Annotated in this window: 23 protein-coding genes and 1 other annotated feature; of the genes, 17 read left to right on the plus strand and 6 right to left on the minus strand. The window is 39.8% G+C overall.

Annotation, left to right across the window (positions count from 1 at the left end; all coding sequences use genetic code 11):
* Window positions 1–235: 235 nt before the first annotated feature.
* The 8 genes from cps2T (at window position 236) to K1J10_RS07410 (ending at window position 10,612) form a co-directional block, all read left to right on the plus strand.
* Window positions 236–1,384, plus strand: a complete 1,149-nt coding sequence (cps2T, locus tag K1J10_RS07375) for a beta 1-4 rhamnosyltransferase Cps2T (protein ID WP_223356502.1) — start codon at window positions 236–238, stop codon at window positions 1,382–1,384.
* The gene (locus K1J10_RS07380; protein WP_223356504.1) at window positions 1,381–2,322 is read left to right on the plus strand and encodes a glycosyltransferase family 2 protein; all 942 of its coding nucleotides are present in this window, start codon (window positions 1,381–1,383) and stop codon (window positions 2,320–2,322) included. The genes cps2T and K1J10_RS07380 overlap by 4 nt, the downstream gene beginning before the upstream one ends.
* Window positions 2,322–3,128 carry an ABC transporter permease gene (locus K1J10_RS07385; RefSeq protein WP_214259797.1) on the plus strand — a complete coding sequence of 269 codons (807 nt, stop codon included), beginning with the start codon at window positions 2,322–2,324 and terminating at the stop codon, window positions 3,126–3,128. Before K1J10_RS07380 ends, K1J10_RS07385 begins: the two co-directional genes overlap by 1 nt.
* Window positions 3,128–4,351, plus strand: a complete 1,224-nt coding sequence (locus K1J10_RS07390) for an ABC transporter ATP-binding protein (protein WP_223356506.1) — start codon at window positions 3,128–3,130, stop codon at window positions 4,349–4,351. Before K1J10_RS07385 ends, K1J10_RS07390 begins: the two co-directional genes overlap by 1 nt.
* 12 nt (window positions 4,352–4,363) lie before the next feature.
* Window positions 4,364–5,713 (plus strand): glycosyltransferase, encoded by a 1,350-nt coding sequence (locus K1J10_RS07395; protein ID WP_223356508.1) that lies wholly within the window; start codon window positions 4,364–4,366, stop codon window positions 5,711–5,713.
* Window position 5,714: 1 nt separating this feature from the next.
* Window positions 5,715–7,466, plus strand: coding sequence for a rhamnan synthesis F family protein (locus tag K1J10_RS07400; protein ID WP_223356510.1), 1,752 nt, complete (start codon window positions 5,715–5,717; stop codon window positions 7,464–7,466).
* On the plus strand, window positions 7,463–9,982 hold the full coding sequence (locus tag K1J10_RS07405; protein ID WP_223356513.1) for an LTA synthase family protein: 2,520 nt from the start codon (window positions 7,463–7,465) through the stop codon (window positions 9,980–9,982). Before K1J10_RS07400 ends, K1J10_RS07405 begins: the two co-directional genes overlap by 4 nt.
* 141 nt (window positions 9,983–10,123) lie before the next feature.
* A complete protein-coding gene (locus tag K1J10_RS07410; RefSeq protein WP_223356515.1) occupies window positions 10,124–10,612 on the plus strand; it encodes an EbsA family protein in 489 nt (162 codons plus the stop codon).
* On the opposite strand, the gene K1J10_RS07415 is transcribed toward K1J10_RS07410, so the two are convergent.
* On the minus strand, window positions 10,609–10,806 hold the full coding sequence (locus K1J10_RS07415; protein WP_263285404.1) for a ferredoxin: 198 nt from the start codon (window positions 10,804–10,806) through the stop codon (window positions 10,609–10,611). The two genes, K1J10_RS07410 and K1J10_RS07415, sit on opposite strands and share 4 nt — an antisense overlap.
* Window positions 10,807–10,851: 45 nt before the next feature.
* Here K1J10_RS07415 and K1J10_RS07420 point away from each other — a divergent pair, with 45 nt between their 5' ends.
* The 7 genes from K1J10_RS07420 (at window position 10,852) to K1J10_RS07450 (ending at window position 15,512) form a co-directional block, all read left to right on the plus strand.
* Window positions 10,852–11,295, plus strand: coding sequence for an SAG1386/EF1546 family surface-associated protein (locus K1J10_RS07420; protein ID WP_223356517.1), 444 nt, complete (start codon window positions 10,852–10,854; stop codon window positions 11,293–11,295).
* Window positions 11,296–11,305: 10 nt separating this feature from the next.
* Window positions 11,306–11,989, plus strand: a complete 684-nt coding sequence (cmk, locus tag K1J10_RS07425; RefSeq protein ID WP_223356519.1) for a (d)CMP kinase — start codon at window positions 11,306–11,308, stop codon at window positions 11,987–11,989.
* Between the two features lie 20 nt (window positions 11,990–12,009).
* Window positions 12,010–12,140: a sequence feature (ribosomal protein L20 leader region), on the plus strand.
* Window positions 12,141–12,155: 15 nt separating this feature from the next.
* On the plus strand, window positions 12,156–12,686 hold the full coding sequence (gene infC, locus K1J10_RS07430; protein WP_006597373.1) for a translation initiation factor IF-3: 531 nt from the start codon (window positions 12,156–12,158) through the stop codon (window positions 12,684–12,686).
* Between the two features lie 33 nt (window positions 12,687–12,719).
* Window positions 12,720–12,920, plus strand: a complete 201-nt coding sequence (gene rpmI / locus K1J10_RS07435) for a 50S ribosomal protein L35 (RefSeq protein WP_001125942.1) — start codon at window positions 12,720–12,722, stop codon at window positions 12,918–12,920.
* Window positions 12,921–12,969: 49 nt separating this feature from the next.
* Window positions 12,970–13,329: a 50S ribosomal protein L20 gene (rplT, locus tag K1J10_RS07440; RefSeq protein WP_000124834.1), complete on the plus strand. Its 360-nt coding sequence runs from the start codon at window positions 12,970–12,972 to the stop codon at window positions 13,327–13,329.
* A gap of 130 nt (window positions 13,330–13,459) precedes the next feature.
* Window positions 13,460–13,927, plus strand: coding sequence for a deoxycytidylate deaminase (locus K1J10_RS07445; RefSeq protein ID WP_023023644.1), 468 nt, complete (start codon window positions 13,460–13,462; stop codon window positions 13,925–13,927).
* Window positions 13,928–14,018: 91 nt separating this feature from the next.
* On the plus strand, window positions 14,019–15,512 hold the full coding sequence (locus K1J10_RS07450) for a hypothetical protein (protein ID WP_223356521.1): 1,494 nt from the start codon (window positions 14,019–14,021) through the stop codon (window positions 15,510–15,512).
* A gap of 41 nt (window positions 15,513–15,553) precedes the next feature.
* On the opposite strand, the gene K1J10_RS07455 is transcribed toward K1J10_RS07450, so the two are convergent.
* The 4 genes from K1J10_RS07455 to K1J10_RS07470 are packed head-to-tail and all read right to left on the minus strand — an operon-like array spanning window position 15,554 to window position 18,500.
* Window positions 15,554–16,411 (minus strand): cysteine ABC transporter substrate-binding protein, encoded by an 858-nt coding sequence (locus tag K1J10_RS07455; RefSeq protein ID WP_006596048.1) that lies wholly within the window; start codon window positions 16,409–16,411, stop codon window positions 15,554–15,556.
* Window positions 16,412–16,422: 11 nt separating this feature from the next.
* Window positions 16,423–17,181, minus strand: a complete 759-nt coding sequence (locus tag K1J10_RS07460) for an amino acid ABC transporter ATP-binding protein (RefSeq protein WP_129269452.1) — start codon at window positions 17,179–17,181, stop codon at window positions 16,423–16,425.
* 1 nt (window position 17,182) lies between these two features.
* Entirely contained in the window at window positions 17,183–17,860 is a 678-nt protein-coding gene (locus K1J10_RS07465; RefSeq protein ID WP_006596050.1) for an amino acid ABC transporter permease, read from the minus strand.
* On the minus strand, window positions 17,820–18,500 hold the full coding sequence (locus K1J10_RS07470) for an amino acid ABC transporter permease (RefSeq protein ID WP_154857846.1): 681 nt from the start codon (window positions 18,498–18,500) through the stop codon (window positions 17,820–17,822). Before K1J10_RS07470 ends, K1J10_RS07465 begins: the two co-directional genes overlap by 41 nt.
* Before the next feature lie 238 nt (window positions 18,501–18,738).
* On the opposite strand from K1J10_RS07470, the gene K1J10_RS07475 reads away from it, so the two are divergent.
* Window positions 18,739–19,233, plus strand: coding sequence for a hypothetical protein (locus tag K1J10_RS07475; protein WP_223356523.1), 495 nt, complete (start codon window positions 18,739–18,741; stop codon window positions 19,231–19,233).
* A 52-nt stretch (window positions 19,234–19,285) separates the two neighbouring features.
* Here the strand turns inward: K1J10_RS07475 and K1J10_RS07480 are convergent.
* A protein-coding gene (locus K1J10_RS07480) for an IS3 family transposase (protein WP_223356526.1) occupies window positions 19,286–20,634 on the minus strand; the annotation gives its coding sequence in 2 pieces (ribosomal slippage) (window positions 19,286–20,184 and window positions 20,184–20,634; 1,350 coding nt in all).
* A 460-nt stretch (window positions 20,635–21,094) separates the two neighbouring features.
* Here K1J10_RS07480 and K1J10_RS07485 point away from each other — a divergent pair.
* The gene (locus K1J10_RS07485; protein WP_223356529.1) at window positions 21,095–21,544 is read left to right on the plus strand and encodes a hypothetical protein; all 450 of its coding nucleotides are present in this window, start codon (window positions 21,095–21,097) and stop codon (window positions 21,542–21,544) included.
* Window positions 21,545–21,710: the final 166 nt, after the last annotated feature.

Raw genomic sequence — 21,710 nt, forward strand, 5'->3', positions numbered from 1 at the left:
TTCTAGTAAATGTGTTGCAACTCTACTATACAGGATTTATTCCTTTTTGTGTTTACACAACTTATTGTACACTACCAGTAAATGACTTGTTGAATGAATACATCATATTGAGTTATTCATATTAAATCAAGATTTTGATAGCGACTCTAGAGGGTCGCTTTTCTGTTTGAATTAGGCAAAAAGTCTAGAAAATGGTATAATTGAATAGACTGTAAATTGTTAGAAAGGGAATATTATGCAACACGTTTTTATTATCGGAAGTCGTGGGCTTCCGGCTCAATATGGCGGTTTTGAGACTTTTGTGGACCAATTGGTCTCCCATCAAGTGTCTTCGGAAATCCAGTACCATGTTGCTTGCCTTTCTAATGATCAAGCCTATCAACATTTTGACTACAAGGGTGTCGATTGTTTTACGATTAAAGCTCCGAAGCTTGGGCCTGCACGGGTTATTGCCTATGATATGATGGCTATCAGTTATGCCTTGAAGGTTATTAAAAAGCAAGGAATTACACAGCCGATTTTTTATGTTTTGGGCAATACAATTGGGGCCTTTGTGGCACCCTTTGCGCGTAAGATTCATAAAATGGGTGGTCAATTCTATATCAATCCAGATGGACTGGAGTGGAAGCGGGCCAAGTGGGCCAAACCGATCCAAGCCTATCTCAAGTATTCTGAAAAGGTCATGACGCGCCACGCAGATTTGGTGATTTCTGACAACCCTGGTATCGAGTCCTACATCAAAGAAGCCTACCCTTGGTCCAAGACGACCTATATTGCCTATGGGACCGACTTATCTCCGACCAGCCTGACCAGTCAGGATAGGAAGGTCAGAGAATTCTATCAGAAATGGCAGACACAGGAGAAGAACTATTACTTGATCTTGGGTCGCTTTGTCCCAGAAAATAATTATGAGACTGCCATTCGTGAATTCATGGCCTCTTCTACCAAGCGGGATTTGGTCATCATTTGTAACCACGAAGGCAATCCTTATTTTGAAGAGCTTCGAGCACGAACGGGCTTTGATCAGGATCCACGTGTAAAATTTGTAGGAACTGTTTATGATCAAGGCCTGTTGAAGTATATCCGTAAAGAAGCCTTTGCCTATATTCATGGTCATGAAGTGGGCGGAACCAACCCGGGCCTCCTAGAGGCTCTTGCTCACACGGATCTCAATTTGGTTTTAAGAGTCTCTTTTAACCAAACGGTTGCAAAGGAAACAGCCCAATATTGGACCAAAGAAACTGGGAATTTAGCGCATTTGATCAACCAGGTTGATTCTTTAGAAGATGTATCTGAATGGGGTCAATTAGCTAAAACCAACATGAAGCATAACTTTACCTGGGAAAAAATTGTAGGTGAGTACGAGGAATTATTCTTATCATGAAAGTAAATATCTTGTTGTCCACCTACAATGGTGAGCAGTATCTAAAAGAGCAGGTCAAAAGTATCCAAGACCAGACTTATCCAGACTGGCAACTCTTGATCCGGGATGATGGGTCAAGAGATGGTACGGTGGAAATCATTCAAGAGCTGGTAGCTCAGGATGAGCGCATCCGCTTTATCAATCAAGGAGCCATCGAAAATCTGGGTGTCATCAAGAGTTTTCACACACTCTTAAAATATGAAAAGGCTGATCTTTATTGCTTCAGTGACCAAGACGATGTCTGGCTTCCTGAAAAGATTGCCCTACAAGTGGAAGAAGCAGAGAAACATCTGCAAGCAGAGCCTTTGCTGGTCTACACAGATTTAAAAGTGGTTGATGAAAACTTGATTGTGCAGCATGAAAGCATGATTCGAACCCAGTCTGATCATGCCAATACAGAACTGATTCAAGAGCTGACAGAAAATACGGTAACTGGCGGAGTTGCCATGATTAACCACGCGCTGGCGGAGTTATGGACAGGTCAAGAAAAACATGCCCTCCTTATGCATGATTGGTACTTGGCTTTGTTGGCAACTGCCTTTGGAAAGCTCATCTATATCGATCAGCCGACAGAATTGTACCGTCAGCACAGTAGCAATGTTCTGGGAGCTCGTACCCTTAGAAAACGGGTTAAAAACTGGGTTCGCCCTCATGTTCTTTTTGCTAAGTATTGGAAGCTCATTGAATCCAGTCAAGAACAAGCAAAAAATCTATTGGATCTGCCTGTCAGTTCCCAAACTAAAGAAATCATTGAAAACTTTGTCACCATTATGGATGTTCCACTAAAAGAACGTTTGAGACGGATTCGTCAGTACGGTTACCGGAAGAACCGGGCTTTTCATACGGTTGTGTTTACCAGCTTGATTCTGACAAAGTTTGCATATCGAGGTAAAAAATAATGTTTGACGTTTTTAGTCAGAAAAATCGAATTTTATTACGAGAATTAATCAAAACAGACTTTAAATTACGCTATCAGGGTTCAGCTATTGGCTATCTTTGGTCCATTTTAAAGCCCCTGATGACTTTTACCATCATGTACGTCGTCTTCATCCGCTTTTTACGCTTGGGTGGGGATGTGCCCCATTTCCCAGTTGCCCTTTTGTTGGCCAATGTAATCTGGGGCTTCTTCTCAGAAGCAACCTCTATGGGGATGGTGTCGATTGTTAGTCGAGGCGACTTGTTGCGAAAATTGAACTTCTCCAAACACATCATTGTCTTATCTGCGATTTCAGGAGCAGCCATCAACTTTGTCATTAACCTGGTTGTGGTTTTGATTTTTTCATTCTTTAATGGGGTGACATTCTCTTGGACAGCTTTGATGGTGATTCCGCTATTCTTTGAGTTGTTCTTGATGGCGACAGGATGTGCATTGATCTTAGCGACATTTTTTGTCCGTTTCCGTGACCTAGGTCAAGTCTGGGAAGTACTCCTGCAAGCAGGCTTGTATGCGACGCCAATTATCTACCCGATTACCTTTATTGCAGATCGCAATCCATGGGCTGCAAAGTTGGTCATGATGAATCCATTAGCTCAAATTATTCAAGACATGCGTTACTTCTTGATTGATAAGGCTAACACCCCTGTCTGGCTTTTGGTGGAAAATAAGTTCTTGGTTTTGATTCCTTATGTCTTGCCAATTCTTATTTTTGTTGCTGGCTTTGCTTACTTTAACAAACATGCTAAGAAATTTGCGGAGATTCTCTAATGACAGATAAACAAATTGCAGTAAAAGTAGACCATGTCAGCAAGTACTTTAAGTTGCCAACAGAAGCAACCAATAGTCTTCGAACTGCCCTGGTCAATCGTTTCAAAGGCATTAAAGGCTATAAAGAACAGCACGTTCTCAAGGATATTTCTTTTGAAGTAGAAAAAGGAGACTTTTTTGGGATCTTAGGTCGAAATGGTTCTGGAAAATCGACTCTCTTGAAAATTATTTCTGAAATCTATGTACCGGAAAAAGGTACTGTCACTATTGATGGGAAACTGGTGTCCTTTATTGAGCTTGGAGTTGGCTTTAACCCAGAATTGACAGGTCGGGAAAATGTCTATATGAATGGAGCCATGCTGGGCTTCTCGACAGCTGAAATTGATGCCATGTACGATGACATCGTAGACTTTGCCGAGTTGCATGAATTCATGAACCAAAAGCTTAAGAACTACTCATCAGGGATGCAGGTTCGTCTAGCCTTTTCGGTTGCCATTAAGGCCCAAGGCGATATCTTGATTTTGGACGAGGTCCTTGCAGTAGGAGATGAGGCCTTCCAGCGCAAGTGTAACGATTACTTCCAAGAGCGCAAGAAATCAGGGAAAACCACGATTCTGGTTACCCACGATATGGGAGCCGTCAAGAAATATTGTAACAAGGCTGTTTTGATTGAAAATGGTTTGGTGAAGGCCATTGGTAGTCCTGAGAATGTTGCCAACCAATATAGTTTTGATAATACGGCTCCTTTGCAACAGGGAGGAGAAGCTAATGGAGCAGGCAATTCCAACCAGGAAGAAAAAGTTTTGGTTGAAAATTTTCAGCTTCAGTTGTTAAGCTCAAACAAATTACGTCCTCAAGATCCTATTCAGTTCCAGATTGATTTTGATGTTCGTGAAGATATCCAGACCTATATCGCTCTGTCTTTAACGGATATTGATCGGAACATTTGGATCTACAATGATAATTCTATGAATCAACTGATGAGTGGAGCTGGACATAAAACGGTTCATTATACTTGTTCACTGCCAACAGTAAATGACTTGAAAATGAAATTAGAAGTGACAGTAAGGGATGCTGAAGGGCAGATGTTGGCTTTTTCAGATGCTACCCAAACTCCACTGATCTTTATCAATCGAGATGATATCGCTTTGGATGATAAATCAGCAATGGATGCGGCAAGTGGCTTAATCCAACGCAATGGAACATGGTCAATGACTGACTAGACTGAGGGAGATATGGAAACGACGCCTTTTGTTTCGATTATTTGTACGGTTTTTAATAAAGAGCCCTGGCTAAAGAAGACGATTGATAGCTTCTTAGCCCAAGAGACAGAGTTTGCTTATGAGATTATCTTGGTGGATGATGCTTCAAGTGATGGATCTCGTTCCATCATTCAGGATTATCAAGCAAACTACCCTGACCTGATCCGTGCCTTTTATCAGAATGAGAATCAGGGAATCGCCAAAACCTGGGTAGCTATTTGTAAGGAAGCACGGGGGCAATACATTGCTCGCTGTGACGGAGATGATTTTTGGGTTGACCCTTTAAAACTTCAGAAACAGGTTGACTTATTAGAAAGTAAACCTGATTGCAAATGGTCCAATACAGATTTTGATATTTATGATGAAAAAGGAACTCTCGTTTCTAAGGCTGGCTTTGCTAATCATACGATCCCATTAGCAGATACTTATGAAAAGATGCTGGCAACAAGAGGCTTTACCATGGCCTCTACATGGTTAGTAGATAGAGATCTGATGGTAGAGGTCAATCAAGAGTTAGACTTAACGACATCAGATGATACTTTCAACCTCCAATTGGAGCTCTTTCAACGGACTTCTTTAGCTTATCTGGATGAAGCGACAGTTGCTTATACCATTAATCAAGGATCGGATTCTCGTCCTACTGATTTTAAAAGATTAGAACGTCGTTTTAATAAGTTGCTACAAACACAACTGGACTATCTTGATAAGTATCCAAATGCTGATTTTAAAGAGATGACGAGGATTCTTTTAGATCGGAATAATACTTATGAGATTCGCCTTTCCAAACCGATGGATTCTCTGTCACACATTGGAATGGAGTCTGTTACCATTTATTTCGGTGATGAAGAAAACACCTATTCGGAAGATCGCACTATGACTAAACTGCTTCAAAAAGAAGATCGTCTCACTATCGAAATTCCGAAAGGAACGTCGGTCATTCGAGTGGATCTTTCGGAACAGCCAAGTTACTACTCCCAGGTTGAGTTGAGAGATGCAAGAGGGAAGCTAATTCCTCCAGTTTATACGAATGGTGTCGTCTCTGACGGCTATTATCTTTTCAGCGAGCCTGATCCACAACTGATCTATGATGTTGAGGAAGAAGGAATCTACTATTTAAGCTACAAGATGCTCTCAGTAGATGATCCATCTGCATCTGATTATATCGGAAAAGTTTTTGCAGCTTCAATGTTGCAGTCTATTAATAACATGAAGAGACTAGAAGCAGAGCTGGAAACTGCGAAAGAAGCATACAGAACTGTTATTACTTCAAGACGTTGGACCATCCCAACAAAGATCTTGAAATTCTTAAGAATAAGGAAATAAGATGGAACGTTTACTTTTATATGTTCATTTTAACAAGTTTAATTTTATAAGTGGACATGTCCTTTATCAACTAGAAAAAATTCGTCCCCTGTATTCACGAGTGGTCTTCATCTCAAATAGCAAACTACCTGAAGACATCAAAGTTGAGCTATCACAAAGTCACTTAGTGGATGATATTGTAGAACGTCAAAATATTGGATTTGACTTTGCAGCATGGCGGGACGGAATGAAGACAGTAGGCTTTGATCAACTGGCTCATTTTGATTCTCTTACCCTCATGAATGATACTTGCTTTGGCCCTCTTTGGGATTTAGAGCCAATCTATCAAAAATTTGAGAATGATGATGAGGTTGATTTCTGGGGTATGACCAATTACCGGAAAGACAAGGATTTTAACGAGCATATTCAGAGTTATTATCTCAGTTTTAAAAAGCAGGTGCTAGAATCAAGTACCTTCCGTGAATTTTGGCAGGGTGTTCAAGATTTCACCAATGTTCAAGATGTGATTGATCACTACGAGACCAAGGTCACAACAAATTTCTTGGATGCAGGTTTTCGCTATAAGACAGTGTTTGATACCATTCAAGAAGACACAACGGGGATGCTCTACCCAGACTTTTCTTATTACAATCCTACAGCGATTCTCCGTCAGAAGGTTCCTTTTATTAAGGTTAAAACCATTGCAAACAATGAAGGGATCATGCCTTACATTTTTGACGAATTGGAGCGGGTTTCGGACTATCCATTGGATTTAATTCTCAACCACATGTCTATGATTGATCGTCCGGACTATCCGTATCTCTTATCTCGTAAGTATTTGAAAGATCAAGAACTAGAAGGAACTTTTGATAAAAAAGTAGCAGTTCACCTCCATGTCTTTTATGTGGACCTCTTGGAAGAATTTTTGGATGCCTTTCAGGAGTTTCATTTCTCCTATGATCTATGGGTGACCACTGATCTAGAGGAAAAGAAGCTGGAAATCGAGCAAATCTTATCTCATCGTGGACAGATGGCTAGCATTTTGGTGACTGGTAATGTTGGTCGAGATATCTTACCGATGTTGAAATTAAAAGATCAATTGTTACAGTATGATTATGTAGGACATTTTCATACCAAAAAATCTAAAGAAGCAGATTTTTGGGCAGGCGAGTCTTGGAGAAAAGAGTTGATTGACATGTTGGTGAAACCGGCAGATCAAATCCTTGCTAATATGGAGGGTAATCCAAAAGTCGGAATGACCATCGCAGATATTCCAACTTTCTTCCGATACAATAGAATTGTGGTTGCTTGGAATGAAGCCTTAATCTCACCAGAGATGAATAAGCTTTGGCAACGAATGGGAGCGACCAAGAGTATCGATTTTAAAAATCTCAATACCTTTGTTATGAGCTACGGTACCTTCGTCTGGTTTAAATATGAAGCCTTATCTCCTCTCTTTGCTCTGAATCTAACAGAAGCTGATGTTCCTGCTGAACCCTTGCCACAAAATTCTATCTTGCATGCGATTGAGCGCTTATTGATCTATATTGCCTGGGATCAGAAATTTGATTTCAGAATCTCACAAAATCCGATTTCCCTGACACCGTTTATCGACAATAAGCAGTTGAACAATCGTGAAGATCTCCAGCCACATACCTTCGTGGATTTTAATCAAATCGGAGGGATTAAAGGTGCTTTGAAGTATATTGTAATAGGGCCTGCAAGAGCAGTGAAGTATATAATTAAAAGAATGATGATGAAAGCGAAGGAATGAAAAGAAAAAAGAAATTTGATTTGATTACGTTTTTGACTAACTTAAAACGTAAAATTACAAGAACACAATTTTATTATGCAACTACATTTGTGCTATTTTTCTTCTTTAATTTTTATCTAGCACAAAATAATTTGGCGATTCATAATAAGGCGACTGGAACCGTTCTTCAATATGTGAATTTTTTGGGAATTCTTTTTGGAATTAGTTTTGCATTGTTAGTGGTCATTATGTCCCAGTTTAACTTTAAAAAATGGTTCCCTTTAAAATTAATCGTTAGTTATTTCATCTACAATACCCTATCTTATCTTACGGAAATAACCCTTTATCTCAATAATCCAAAATATAAGGTGTGGAATTTACAGAAGAATCCATTCTTTCGAACGAATTCTTTTATGGTAATAGGGATATTGTTTGCCTTGACCGTGGTACTTGTTTTGCTAAGGTATCATTATGATCGGGTGTCCAACCGTAAAAGACATAGGGATGAAATTAATGAAAATTATCAATATGTTATCCTTTCTCAATTATTAATTACCTTTATTGTTACGGATAAAAATTTTTCAACGTTAATATACCGAACGGATAACTTTTTGTACAAAGCCTTGGAGATTGGAAAGTATTCTGCTCAACAATTTTGGTTGACGAATGATTTCTTATTTTTTCTCTTTCCTTTGCTCTCTGCCCTTGGTTTTCTCTATACAAAAGGTCAAAGAGATTTTGTAAAGAATAAATCCAGTTTATCATTAGCATTTTTCTCTAGTGTAACTACGGCAATTGTTTTAAATTATTTCCTTCAATTTAGTTTGGGACGAACAGAGCCATTTCTTGGGATTCATTTCACTATTCCGGATGCTATCTTATTCCAGATATTGGTGCTGACAGCCGTGATTTTCTTTGTCTATATTTGTATCAACCAGTATTGGATTGCTTCTTGCTTGGTTCTCCTAGTTTCGGTGTTTTTTGTCATTGCTAACTTTATCAAATTTGGGATGAGAAGGGAGCCGGTTCTACCAAGTGATTTAACTTGGTTAAGTAAGCCAGCTACTTTGCTTGGTTTTGTTGATAGCTCCCAAATAGTTTTTACTGTCATAAGTCTGCTAGCGATAGTTGCTCTATCTGTATTTGGGATGAAGTTCTTTTTCAAGGGGAAAATCATTTCCTCTTGGAAGATCCAAGTACTTCTCATAATAACCATGTTTTTCTCTTTTCGAAATGTGATGTCTATCTTTTCAGACAAAGAAAATGGGAAAATTAGATCAAATGTTCCGATTATCACTACCTTGAATAACTACCAGGACATCAACTGGTTAGGCAATACCTCCAATGCTCGCTATAAAGGGCTTGCCTATGTTTGGATGAATCAATTGACCACAGAAGTGATTCAGAAGCCTGAAGGATATTCCAAGGAACGACTTGCAAAAATTCAAGAGAAGTACCGAAAATTGGCGGAGGTCATCAATAAAGAGAGAAACGGTTACTTGAGTGATCAGACGGTGATTTATATATTGAGTGAAAGCTTCTCTGATCCTAGAAAAATTTCAACGGTAGAAGTGACACAGAATCCAATTCCAAACATTGAAAATATTATGCAGACCCACACGAGTGGGCAGATGCAATCGGATGGTTATGGTGGTGGAACTGCTAATATGGAATTCCAGACCTTGACTGGTTTACCATTCTATAACATTTCTCAGACCGTATCAGTTTTGTATACGGAAGTATTTCCTAAAATTCACGATGTGCCATCGATTAGTAATGTTTATGCAACGGAGGATAAAATTGCGATTCACTTAGCTGGTAAATCTAATTATTCGAGGGATATTGTCTATTCCCGCTTGGATTTTAAAGATTTCATCACGACTAATACAAAGGGAGTCAAGTATAGAAATGAAGGCATTAGTCCTAGTGATGAGTCGACTTACGATTTAGTCATAGAGAATCTAAGCCCTCAAAAGGGACAATTCTTTTCAGTAATGACCATGCAGAATCATTCTCCTTGGCTGGAGGCAAATCCTGATACGTTAGATGCCAAAGGACAAGGCTTTACTTCAGAGGAAAATTCTAAATTAACTTTCTATAGTCGCCTCCTTTATCAGACTGATGCTGCTACCCAAGCCTTCCTTGAAAAGTTATCGAAAATTGATAAAAAAATTACGGTAGTCTTTTATGGGGACCATTTGCCAGGCTTGTATCCAGAGTCAGCCTTCAAGGATTATCCAGAGGGACAGTATCAGACAGACTACTTTATTTGGAGCAATTTTGATGCTCCAAAAATGGACTACCCTTTGGTTAACTCGAGTGACTTCTCAGCTATGGTCTTTGAACAAACCAATTCTAAGGTATCTCCTTACTATGCTCTCTTGACTGAGGTCTTGAAAAAGGCCAGTGTCGATAAAAAGGCCCTTGAGGGAGAAGCGTTAGAAATTGCAGATGATTTAAAAATGGTCGAATATGATCTTATCAGTGGGAAGGGATATCTAACGAAAGATTTCTTTAAAGTTCCTGTAGCAAAATGATAAGTCAAACGGGCTTTGATGTAAGAATCTGATAGAAACGGTCTTAGGTTATTTGATGACTTAAATAATTTAAAATAGAACAGGCTTTCCTGTTCTATTTTTGCTAAATTTATGCTAAACTAGTAGGAGGGGGTTAAGCATATGATCAAGATTTTTGGAAAAATCCGCTACCATTGGCAGCCGGATCTATCGATGTTGATTACTTATTGGTCTTTATCAGTGATCCCAGTCTTTATTGGTCTGGCTCTTATGTATGAGAGTTCCAGTATTCCAACACTGGTACTATTTTCCTTTTTCCTCTTTATGGCTATGATGGCTGTAGGGGTTCATCGTTACTTTACCATATACGATGATGGAATCTTACGGATCATCACTGCAAACCCATTTACACCTATTAAAGTGCCTATTTCCAGTATTGATAAAGTTGAGGTTACAAAGAACTCCATCAAATTGATTTTTAATGATGGATCTAGAAGTCGTACCTTCTGCATGCGTAAGTGGCCTAAGAAATACTTTATTAATGCCCTGGCCTTAAATGACCATTTCAAGGGTGAGATTGAGTTGACAGATAATTTTATTCACGTAGATTACTACCAACTCTATTATGCAGACAATGAAAAAAGCTCTTAATCTTTGATCAGAGCTCGGGTAGGGCAATTTTTGATAGCTTCTAGGACAGAGGCATCTTGGATAATTTCTTTTTCTAAGAGGTCTTCTACAGAAGCAAATTTGACAATGCCATTGTCATGGTAGTCAAAGAGGTCAGAATAGGTTTGACAGAGCCCGCAGGCGATACAACGTTCTGGTATTAGAGTTACTTTCATACTTATATTGTAATGATTTTTAGAGGAAAACACAAGGAGGAAGTCATGGCAAAAGAACCATGGGAAGAAGAGATTTATGATGATGGAGAAGAAACATTGAAACGGACAAGTAAATTAAATGGAATCAAGGCAGATCGCCTGTTAACAATTTTAGCCATTATTTTCTTTGTGATTGTAGTGATGATGGTTTGTCTTTTGATTTTCCTTTCAACAGGAGGAAGCGATAAGAAGAAACAAATGAATGGTTTCTACAATGGAGAGACCACAGTTGTATCATCAAGTAGCGCAGCTCCTGAAGCACAAAAATCAGAAGTTTCAAGTGATGATAAGCCAGAAGAAGGAACCATTACAGTCTTAGAAGGTGAAGGGGAAGCTGCTATCGCAGCTCGTGCAGGTATCTCAATTGCTGAGTTGGAAAAACTGAATCCTTCCCATATGTCTACTGGATCATGGTATGCCAACCCAGGAGATGTCGTCAAGATTAAATAAAGGATAAGCTATGAAACAGATTCAAATCGCAATTGATGGTCCTGCATCTAGCGGGAAGTCAACTGTTGCTAAGATTATTGCTAAAGAGCTAGGTTACACCTATCTGGATACGGGTGCCATGTACCGAGCAGCTACTTATTTGGCTCTCCGTCATGATTTGACTGAAGCAGATGTTGACCAGTTGGTTGATCTACTGAACCAATATCCTGTTAGCTTTGGACGCTCTGAAGATGGCCAACAGATGGTCTTTGTAGCAGATGTCGATGTGACACATCCTATCCGTGACAATGAAGTGACCAATAATGTCTCTTGGGTATCTGCCTTGGCAGCTGTTCGTGAACGCTTGGTAGCGCAACAACAGCAGATTGCAGCTCAAGGTGGAATTGTGATGGATGGCCGCGATATTGGAACGGTTGTCTTGCCAGATGCAGAGTTGAAGATTTTCTTAGTAGCTTCTGTAGAAGAACGTGCAGAGCGTCGCTATAAGGAAAATTTGAGCAAGGGCATTGAAACAGATTTAGAAGTATTGAAAAAAGAAATTGCTGAGCGGGACTATAAAGACAGTCACCGTGCCGTTTCCCCATTGAAACCAGCAGCAGATGCCATTCATTTTGATACGACTGGTGTCGGGATTGATCAAGTGGTTGCATTTATTGAAGAAAAAGCAAAAAAAATCCTTGACAATCCATCATAAACTTGATATCATATAAAAGTTGAGAAAAGCAGAAGTGAGAACTTCTCGCCTTGCGACTAACGTTGTCTGGCCCCTACGGATGAAGTTTCAGAAATGAACTATAATCATGTAGTGCGGGTTTGCGTTAGCAAGTCCGCTCTTGTTTTTCTCTAAAATAAAAAAAGAGGTGAAAACCATAGCAAAGCAAGACTTATTCATCAATGATGAAATTCGTGTACGTGAAGTTCGCTTAATCGGTCTTGAGGGCGAACAATTGGGTATCAAACCACTTGGTGAAGCGCAAGCACTTGCAGACGACGCTAATGTGGACTTGGTTCTCATTCAACCTCAAGCTAAACCTCCTGTTGCGAAAATTATGGACTACGGTAAGTTCAAATTTGAGTACCAGAAGAAACAAAAAGAACAACGCAAAAAACAAAGCGTTGTGACCGTGAAAGAAGTTCGTTTGAGCCCAGTTATTGACAAGGGTGATTTCGATACAAAACTTCGCAATGCTCGCAAGTTCCTTGAAAAAGGGAACAAAGTGAAGGTTTCCATTCGCTTTAAGGGTCGTATGATCACCCATAAAGAGATTGGGGCAAAAGTTTTAGCCGACTTCGCTGAAGCAACTCAAGATATTGCTATCATCGAACAACGTGCTAAAATGGATGGTCGTCAAATGTTCATGCAGTTGGCGCCAGCAACTGACAAGAAATAATCTGTCAGAAAGTTAAAAAAAGGAGAAAATATCATGCCAAAACAAAAAACACACCGCGCATCAGCTAAACGTTTCAAACGTACAGGTTCTGGTGGACTTAAACGTTTCCGTGCTTACACTTCTCACCGTTTCCACGGAAAAACTAAGAAACAACGTCGTCATCTTCGTAAAGCATCTATGGTGCATTCAGGAGATTTCAAACGTATCAAAGCAATGCTTACTCGCTTGAAATAATCGCGTATTTGTAAGTAAAGAATTCTAGGAAATATTGGAGGAAATATAAATGGCACGTGTTAAAGGTGGCGTTGTATCACGCAAACGTCGTAAACGTATTCTTAAATTAGCTAAAGGTTACTATGGAGCTAAACACATCTTGTTCCGTACTGCAAAAGAACAAGTAATGAACTCTTACTACTATGCATACCGTGACCGTCGTCAAAAGAAACGTGACTTCCGCAAATTGTGGATCACACGTATCAATGCGGCAGCTCGTATGAACGGTCTTTCATACTCACAATTGATGCATGGTTTGAAATTGGCTGAGATCGAAGTAAACCGTAAAATGCTTGCTGACTTGGCTGTTAACGATGCAGCAGCTTTCACAGCTCTTGCAGATGCAGCTAAAGCAAAACTTGGTAAATAATTGATAAAGAGATCCGCATGGATCTCTTTTTTTGGATGATGGAATCGGCTGTGACAGTGTCATCTTTTTTTCTTGCTGATTTCGTGCTATAATGAAAAAAATTAGAAGATTCATGAAGGAGGACAAGATTGTGGGACATAAACGATTAGCCTGGGATGAATATTTTGCCGCACAGGCTTTGTTAATATCAAATCGGGCAACTTGTAAACGTGCCAAGGTAGGTGCTGTATTGGTCAAGGATCATAAGGTGGTTGCGACGGGCTACAATGGCTCTGTCTCTGGTACAGAACATTGCTTGGATCATGACTGTCTCATGGTGGAAGGGCACTGTGTCCGAACCCTCCATGCGGAAGTCAATGCCATTTTACAGGGAGCCGAACGGGGGATTCCCAAAGGTTTTACTGCCTATGTGACCCATTTCCCTTGCCTCAACTGTACCAAGCAGTTGCTTCAAGTTGGTTGCAAGCGGGTTGTTTATATCCATCAATACCGTATCGATGAATATGCTGAGTACCTCTACCGTGAAAAAGAAGTAGAACTAGTCCATCTCCCATTGGAAGTGGTGAAAGAAGCTATTGCAGAGGCAGACTTTATTTAAGAATGGATTACTGTCTCACTAGCTTCAATTAGAAAGAAAGCTTGTTTTTGAGATCACGCTTCACTGATTCGTCTAGAGGAAGGAGATTGTGATGAACCGTAAAATTTGCTACCCAATTCTCTTACTTGTCCAGGTTTTTGGGTCTCTTTTTCAAGTATTTATGCTCTTATCCGGAGAGCTTGGAAACGGAGAGAGTCCCCCTATTATCTGGTTGTCAATCATTCAGATTGTTTTATGGCTGGCTTTTCAAATCATTCTAACAGTCACCATATGGAAACATGAGGTGAAGCCGGAAGGTCTTCTTCCCTATGCTCTCTTCCTAGTACTCAGCATCTTTTGGCCACAAGAGGCTCCCATTGCTTTGTTTGGTACGGAGGTTGTGATGAGACTTTCTCAACTTCCAACCTTAGCGATTGTCCTGATAATGATCAATAAGGTGGAGTGGCCTCGTCTTCGTTCTTTGCTTGGTCAGGAAGGGACTTGGTATCCAATCGTTCCATTGGTTTCTTTGGGGATCAGTATCTTACAATTGGTAGATCGAATTCCTGTTCTCTTACGCTTGTGGAATATATTGGATTATTCAAAATCTGATTTTTACTGGAGATTATTTGAAGGTGTGGACCAAGAAGTCCTGCTTGTCATCTTGTTGTCCAGTTTCCTCATCATTAAGAATCAGAAGGTCTTAATTGGGCTCAGTTGCCTTTATGCTTGTTACTATCTTCCTTCTGTCTTGATAGATCTCCTCGTTTTAAAGACGACTTCACCCATTCCTTTTTACCATTCTGTCATTTCCCTTTATCTGGTATATAGACAGAAGGAAAGTTTGCAGAAGCTCATTGGGACGCGGTCAAGCGCCCTTGCTGACCAAGAAGGTACTGCACGTGGAGATGAAGAAGAGACAGCTGAGCGGGTAAAAAGTCAAAGAAGCTCAGATGAAGGGAGCTCCGGAAATAAGGTATCTTCGTCCTTATTATCCGATTTGCTTTCTTACCCAAAACGATACGGCTATCCGAATGTCTTCGTCTTGATAAAAGAAAAACTAATCATCTCTCCTCTTGTTATGTTATTTGGGAACCAATCGAGCGACGGAAGTGCAAGAGTAGTAACAAAGGACTTAGAGGCTGGGCAAGAAAGGCCTGCAGTGGATGTGATGGTTGAGCAAGATAACAATAGCAAGGAGTCACTTGAGACATCTAGAGAGCCCCTTAACAGGAACTTAAGCAAGGGAGAAAATGCATCGTCTCCTTATTCCTATCTCTTTGCTCTTCCAAAATGGCTCGGTCTTACTTATTATGGCTTGGGCTTCGTCGGACTCATCTTGACCGGCCCTTTTGCCTTCATGATTTTTTATGCAACGAGTATCCATTTGATCCTATTCACCATCGGCTTTGTCTCAACCCAGTTCGCTTTGGCGATAGATTCTCGAATCTTTTGGGCATCAGCATGTATTTTCTACGGTCTATCAGCTGTTTATGGCTTGCTGTGGCCGCTACAGGTCCTCTCTGTCTGTTTAGCCATCGATGTCCTATTAGGTACTTTCTTTTGGGTGAAACGACCAAAGGATACTAAGAAAAACAGTTTTTGACAAGAAAAAAGGCTCTATCATTGCGATAGAGTCTTTATTTGTTATTTCACTTCGCCACCTTCAACAACGAGGTCATCCGCTTTTGCAGCATCGCCGTAGGTTGGGTGAAGAGTTTTTTCATAAGCTTTGTGGAAGAAGTTTTCTTTTCCAAGCTTTTGAATGTCATCGTTAATGAAATCAAGGAGCTCTTTGTTTCCTTTTTGAACTGCTGGTGCGATTGTATCTGGATCACCAAGTGAAGTAATTCCAACTTCGTATCCTTTGTTTTCAAGGGCCCAAGCAAGGACTTCTGTGTTGTCTGTTGAGAAGGCATCGCCACGTCCATCTAGGAGAGCTTGATAGGCATCGCTGTATTGGTCATATTTTTGAAGTTTTACTTCTGGATGGTTCTTTTCGAAGTAAGTTTCAGCAGTAGTTCCCTTGGTTACGATCAAGGTTTTTCCTTCCAATTGTTTCACATCTGTGATGACCTTATCTTTAGGAGATACCACACCGAGTGAAACCTTCATGTAAGGAAGGGCAAAGTCTACTTGTTTTTTCCGCTCATCTGTTACTGTGAAGTTGGCTAAGGTGATATCCACTTTATTAGAGATCAGGTATTCCGCACGGTTAGCCGCATCCACTGATACATATTTCGGTTTGACACCAAGGTCTTTAGCTAATTGGTTTCCTAGTTCGATATCGTAACCTTGGTATGATCCATCATTATCAACATAACCAAATGGTTTTTTGTCTCCAAAGACTGCGATACGAAGCTCGCCACTTTTCTTGATTTCTTCAATGGTACGAGCTTTAGAGCCGGTAGAAGAAGATGATGACTTGCTGGAGCCACATGCAGTGATAAAGAGCAAAGCGAGAGCGAAGGTAAAAAGAACTAAAATTGGTTTAATGAATTTCATAAAAATCTCCTTTATAGATATGAGCCAAATTGGCTAAAGTCAAATACATTTAAAAATTCTTGTGCTCGTTGGGTTTGTGGGTTGGTAAAGAAGGAGTGAGCACTTCCTTCTTCGGCAATTTTGCCCTGATCCAAGAAAATGATTCGATCGGCAATGGCTTGTGCGAACTGCAACTCGTGGGTCACTAGAATCATGGTCCGTCCTTCTTGGGCCAGGTCGTTGATGAGTTCTAGGACTTCCCGCACCATCTCTGGGTCTAGAGAGGCTGTCACCTCATCGAAGAGGATAATTTCTGGATGCATGAGGAGGGAGCGGACGATGGCTACCCGTTGCTTCTGTCCACCAGACAACTGCCTTGCGTAGCTATGTTTCTTCTCCAAGAGACCGACCCGTTCCAGTAACTCTTCTGCTTCCTTGATAACTTCCTCTTTAGCTCGTCCTTGAGCTTTTGTAGGACCAAGAATCAAGTTTTGGAGAACGTCTAAATGGGGGAAGAGTTCATAACTTTGGAAGACCATCCCAATCTTTTGGCGGACCAGGTGGAAGTCTTTTTGGTTTTTGGTAATGGATTGACCATCCAAGAGGATATCGCCAGCTTGGATAGTTTCTAAGCCATTGATACAACGAAGGAGGGTACTCTTACCACAACCAGAAGGCCCCAAGATCACTACGACCTCCCCTTTTTGAACCTTGAGGGAAAGCCCTTGGAGGATAGGAGTATCTCCAAAGGATTTTTTTAGGTCCTTGATTTCTAAAATGGTTTCAGACATATTAATTCCTCCAGTGGTTTTCTAACTGTCCTGCTAATTTGGAAATAGGGAAGCAGACAATAAAGTACAAGACTAAAATGGTTCCATAAATCCAAAAAGAAGCGGTTGGGATGGTCAGGCGGTTGCTATCAATGATTTGTTGGCCGACCTTGGTAACTTCTACAACCCCGATGAGGACCACTAAGGAGGTTGTCTTTATCATACGGGTAATCAAGTTAATAGCTTGTGGAAGCAAGCGTCTGAGAACCTGTGGGATGATGATGTAGCGATATAGTTGGACCTTGCTTAATCCTAAGGCTTGTCCACTTTCAAACTGGTGTTTTGGAAGAGAAGTGATAGCCCCTCGGACTAAATCTCCCATCTCAGCCGTTCCCCAAAGGGTAAAGACGATAATAGCTGAACTTTCACCAGAAATGTTGATGTTGAAATTGCGGGCCAAACCGAAGTATACAATAAAGAGCAAGACCAACTGGGGCATGATCCGAATGAATTCCAGATAAAAGCGAGTGAGCAGACGAATGACTTTTGAATGAGAAGTCATCACGATTCCGAGTAAAGTTCCAAGGATCATGGATAGGAAGACAGAGATAATGGAAATCCCAATGGTCACGCCCAAGCCTTGGAGTATCCGAAGGAGATTATTTCCCTGAAAGAGTACTTGGATTCCCGAATCCTGCATGGCGTAATCTCCTTTCTATCCAACTAAAGAGAAGTGAAATCGGTAGTAAGAGAAGCAGATAGGCAATGACCAACATGGTCAGGGCGATATCTGTCTCGTAATAGAGTCCGATCAAATCTTTTGCGACATACATGAGGTCAGCTAAAGCGACTACAGAGAATACAGAGGTCTCTTTAATCAGGAAAATAACATTGGCACTAAAGGAAGGCAGAGCCACTGCAGTCGCTTGCGGTAGGATCACATAGCGAAAGACCTGTTTGGGTGTTAGACCAATGGAGAGACCGATTTCATGCTGGGTTTGGCTGACAGCTTCTAGACCGCTTCGGAAGGACTCAGCCATATAGGAACCACCTAAAAAGATGAGACCAATGGTTGCACAGACTTCTGAAGAAAGGACGATTCCTATCCTTGGCAATCCAAAGTAGAGGAAGAAGAGCTGAATCAAGAGCGGCGTATTTCGAGAAAGTTCGATGTAACAGCCAGCTAGTTGACTTAAAATCGGTAGACGATAATGACGGATGATACTGACAATCAGTCCTAAAAGAAATGAACCTAAAATTCCCCACACAGCAATGTGTAAGGTCAAGAAAAAGGCCTGCTGGTAGAGTGGAAAATATTGTTCAACAATTGACCAATCCAAAAATGATTTCCTCCTCTCTAATAAGCAAGGAGAAAAGGAAACTACCTTACCGATTAGAAAATAATACAGTCATTGTAACACGAAAAAAATCATTTGAATAATATGGATAATTTATCAACTTGATAGATAAAATCTATCACCAATAATCGCATATGCAATGGCTCATCAAATGGGGTATAATAGGAGTAGAAGACACCGTAAAACCAATCAATCAGATTATAAAAGAGGAGGGATAAAGATGACAGATCAAGATCCAAAGTTTGAATCAAATCAAGAGCATCAAGGTGTGCCTGAAGCGGCTGTTCAGCAACCCATGGCGGGGGAAGAGCAGAATCCCCCAAAAAATAAAGACAAAGAGGCATATGTTTTAGGAGATAGTCTCCTTTCTAACAATGAGATGAAGCCAGAAAAAAGAGTCGGAAGTACGATAGTACTATCTATTGCACTTGTTTTCGCAAATATATACCTAGGATGGTCTCTACTCGTCGCGATCGCATTTAGAGAATGGACAATTATGCTACAACTCCATTTTCTCTGTATTATCATTGCGACCCTTCTGCTTTGGAACGGAAAGACGATGGGGAATAGAACAACTCTCTATACATCCGCAGTTTTATATTTTGTTTCGATGATTCTAGCGTATGACCCAGCTGGGGGATTATTTTTCCTTATGCCTCTTATAATAGCTATAGTGGTTTTTTTCGGAACTGTAATGTTTGATAATGGAGAGTAATTATAGAAGATAGGGCGTAAATGTACTGACCCCAAAAAGTTAGACAATTAATTTAAGCAAAGGATTTAGTTCTGTATTGTACAGGACTAAGTCCTTTTAGTTTTACCTTAATTCGTTTGTTATTGTAGTAATCAATATAGTCGACAATAGCTTGTTCCAAGTGCTCAAGTGACTGAAAAGTATTCTCATAACCATAAAACATTTCAGACTTAAGAATGCCAAAGAAAGATTCCATCATACCGTTATCTGGGCTATTTCCCTTACGTGACATAGATGGTTGAATTCCCTTATTCTTTAAAAAATGATGATAGAAATCGTGTTGGTATTGCCATCCTTGGTCACTATGGAGAATTGTATTTTCGTAATGGTTCGCTGTAAAGGCTTGTTCTAGCATAGCTTTCATTTGTAGTAAGTTCGGCGAAGTAGAAAGATTGTAGGAGACAATTTCGCTGTTAAAGCCATCTAAAACTGGTGATAAATAAAGCTTTTGGCTGCTTGCTGGAATGGCAAATTCTGTCACATCTGTGTAGCACTTTTGCATTGGTTTGATTGCTTCAAATTGACGTTGAATAAGGTTATCTGCTTTCTTGCCAACCTCTCCTTGGTATGAAGAATACTTCCGTTTACGGCGAATTCGAGCCGTTAAACCAAGTACTTTCATAAGACGCAGCACCTTCTTATGGTTCACTACGAAGCCATGATTTCTCAATTCAAGAGTCATTCTGCGATAGCCGTAATTTCCTTTATGCTCAGTATAAATTGACTGAATTTCAGCTTTAACTTCATCATCCTTATCGCTTTGATCCAGCTGTTTTAAGTGATAATAATAAGATGAACGGGCAAGCTTAATAATCTTTAGAAGGATATCTAAAGAAAACTCTGTTACTAATCCTTGAACAATTTCCGTTTTTCTTCTTGCTCTTTTTCTTCCTTCAATCGGAGTTCTCTCAACTTTTTTAGAATGGCATTCTCCGCTCTCAAGTACTCATTTTCTGCTTGAAGACGTTCTAACTCTGTCATTTCTTCAGGTTTCTTCTTTGGCTTGCGTCCCATTTTAGGTGCTCTCCCTCTTGTTTTCTCAACAATAGTATACCCATTTTTCTTGTATTGTGCCAGCCAATTTGGAAGCATTCCTTGGTTTGGGAGAGCATAATCTAGAGACACCCTTATTTGTGAACGACCTTCAAGCAGAACTTTATCAATAATTTCTCGTTTTAATTTAGGAGAATAATAACGATTCTTCCCCTTTTTGACGAACTCTATACCGTAACGATCAATCAATTTAATCATGTACCTAAGATTAGGAATATTTATTCCGAATATATTTGAAAGCTCTTTGAAGCTTCGCCCTTGTTTTCTAAGTTCATATATCTGAACCTTATCCTTATATGTTAATTTCATAATAAAACACCCCAAAAGTTAGATTTTTTCTGTCTAACTTGTGGGGTGCGGTTCATAAAATCCTATCTTTTTTATATAGCGAGAAAACACGGAGGAAGCGGTTACAAATTGTGGTATAATGAGAGGTAATAAATCAATTTATACTTTACTTTGAAAGTGGAGTGAAATAAATGTTTAGAAATAAACGGTATCAGGGTTCATTTATTTTATAACCTTTCTTTATATTTCGACTGTTTGGATAGCAGGTAGTGAAAATGGATCGGGTACGATTATGTTCTTCGATTAGAAAAGAGCATACCTGGTATCCGATCGTTCCGTTGGTTTCCTTGGGCGTCACTATTCTGCAATTCCTTGGTAGGATTTCAGTTGTCTTACGGTTAATGAAAAGAATGATGAAATAGTGTATAAATGTTTTAAGAGAAAACATAAATAAAGTAATAAGAAAAGGGAGGAGAATGCTATGCCAAATCAGCAGAATAATTTTGAAGAAACTAAAGATACGATTAGGATAAGTGGAGATGGTTTTTATTCGGCGCCTATCCAGAATTATCCAACAAAAATCAAATATACTTCCATTCTTCTTTCAGTCGCCTTTTACTTATCCATTATCTATCTTGTATTGTTTATCTCTTACTTTGCACTTTCGGGTAATGCTTGGGGACTTTTCATTTTAATTTTTCTAGGACCAAACTTATTAAGTATTGTTATTGGAGCCATTTTTCTTAGAATAGGGATGGAGAAAGGGAATAAAACACTACTCTATACGAGTTTCGTACTTTATATACTGTCCATTATTTTAGCTTATGATCCAGACTGGGGAGTTTTCCGAATTGTACCGATAGTTTTATCAATTCTCGTTTTAATAGGAACAATCCTAGCGAAAGAAGTTAAAGAAGTATTGAGATATTAAGAAGGGGGAAATTCTTTTAAATCAGTATTTGCTTGCTCAATGGTCTTATCGAGTAAAGAAATTCTATCAAGTTGTATATTTTTAAAATGTGCCCTGTTGTAAAATGAAGTGCAACACAAAAGACACGTTCATCTGATATACTAGAATTGCGAAAAACAGCATAAAG

Origin of the sequence: Streptococcus australis (genome assembly GCF_019930045.1) — a bacterium.
In the GTDB taxonomy this organism is placed as follows: Bacteria; Bacillota; Bacilli; order Lactobacillales; family Streptococcaceae; genus Streptococcus; species Streptococcus australis_D.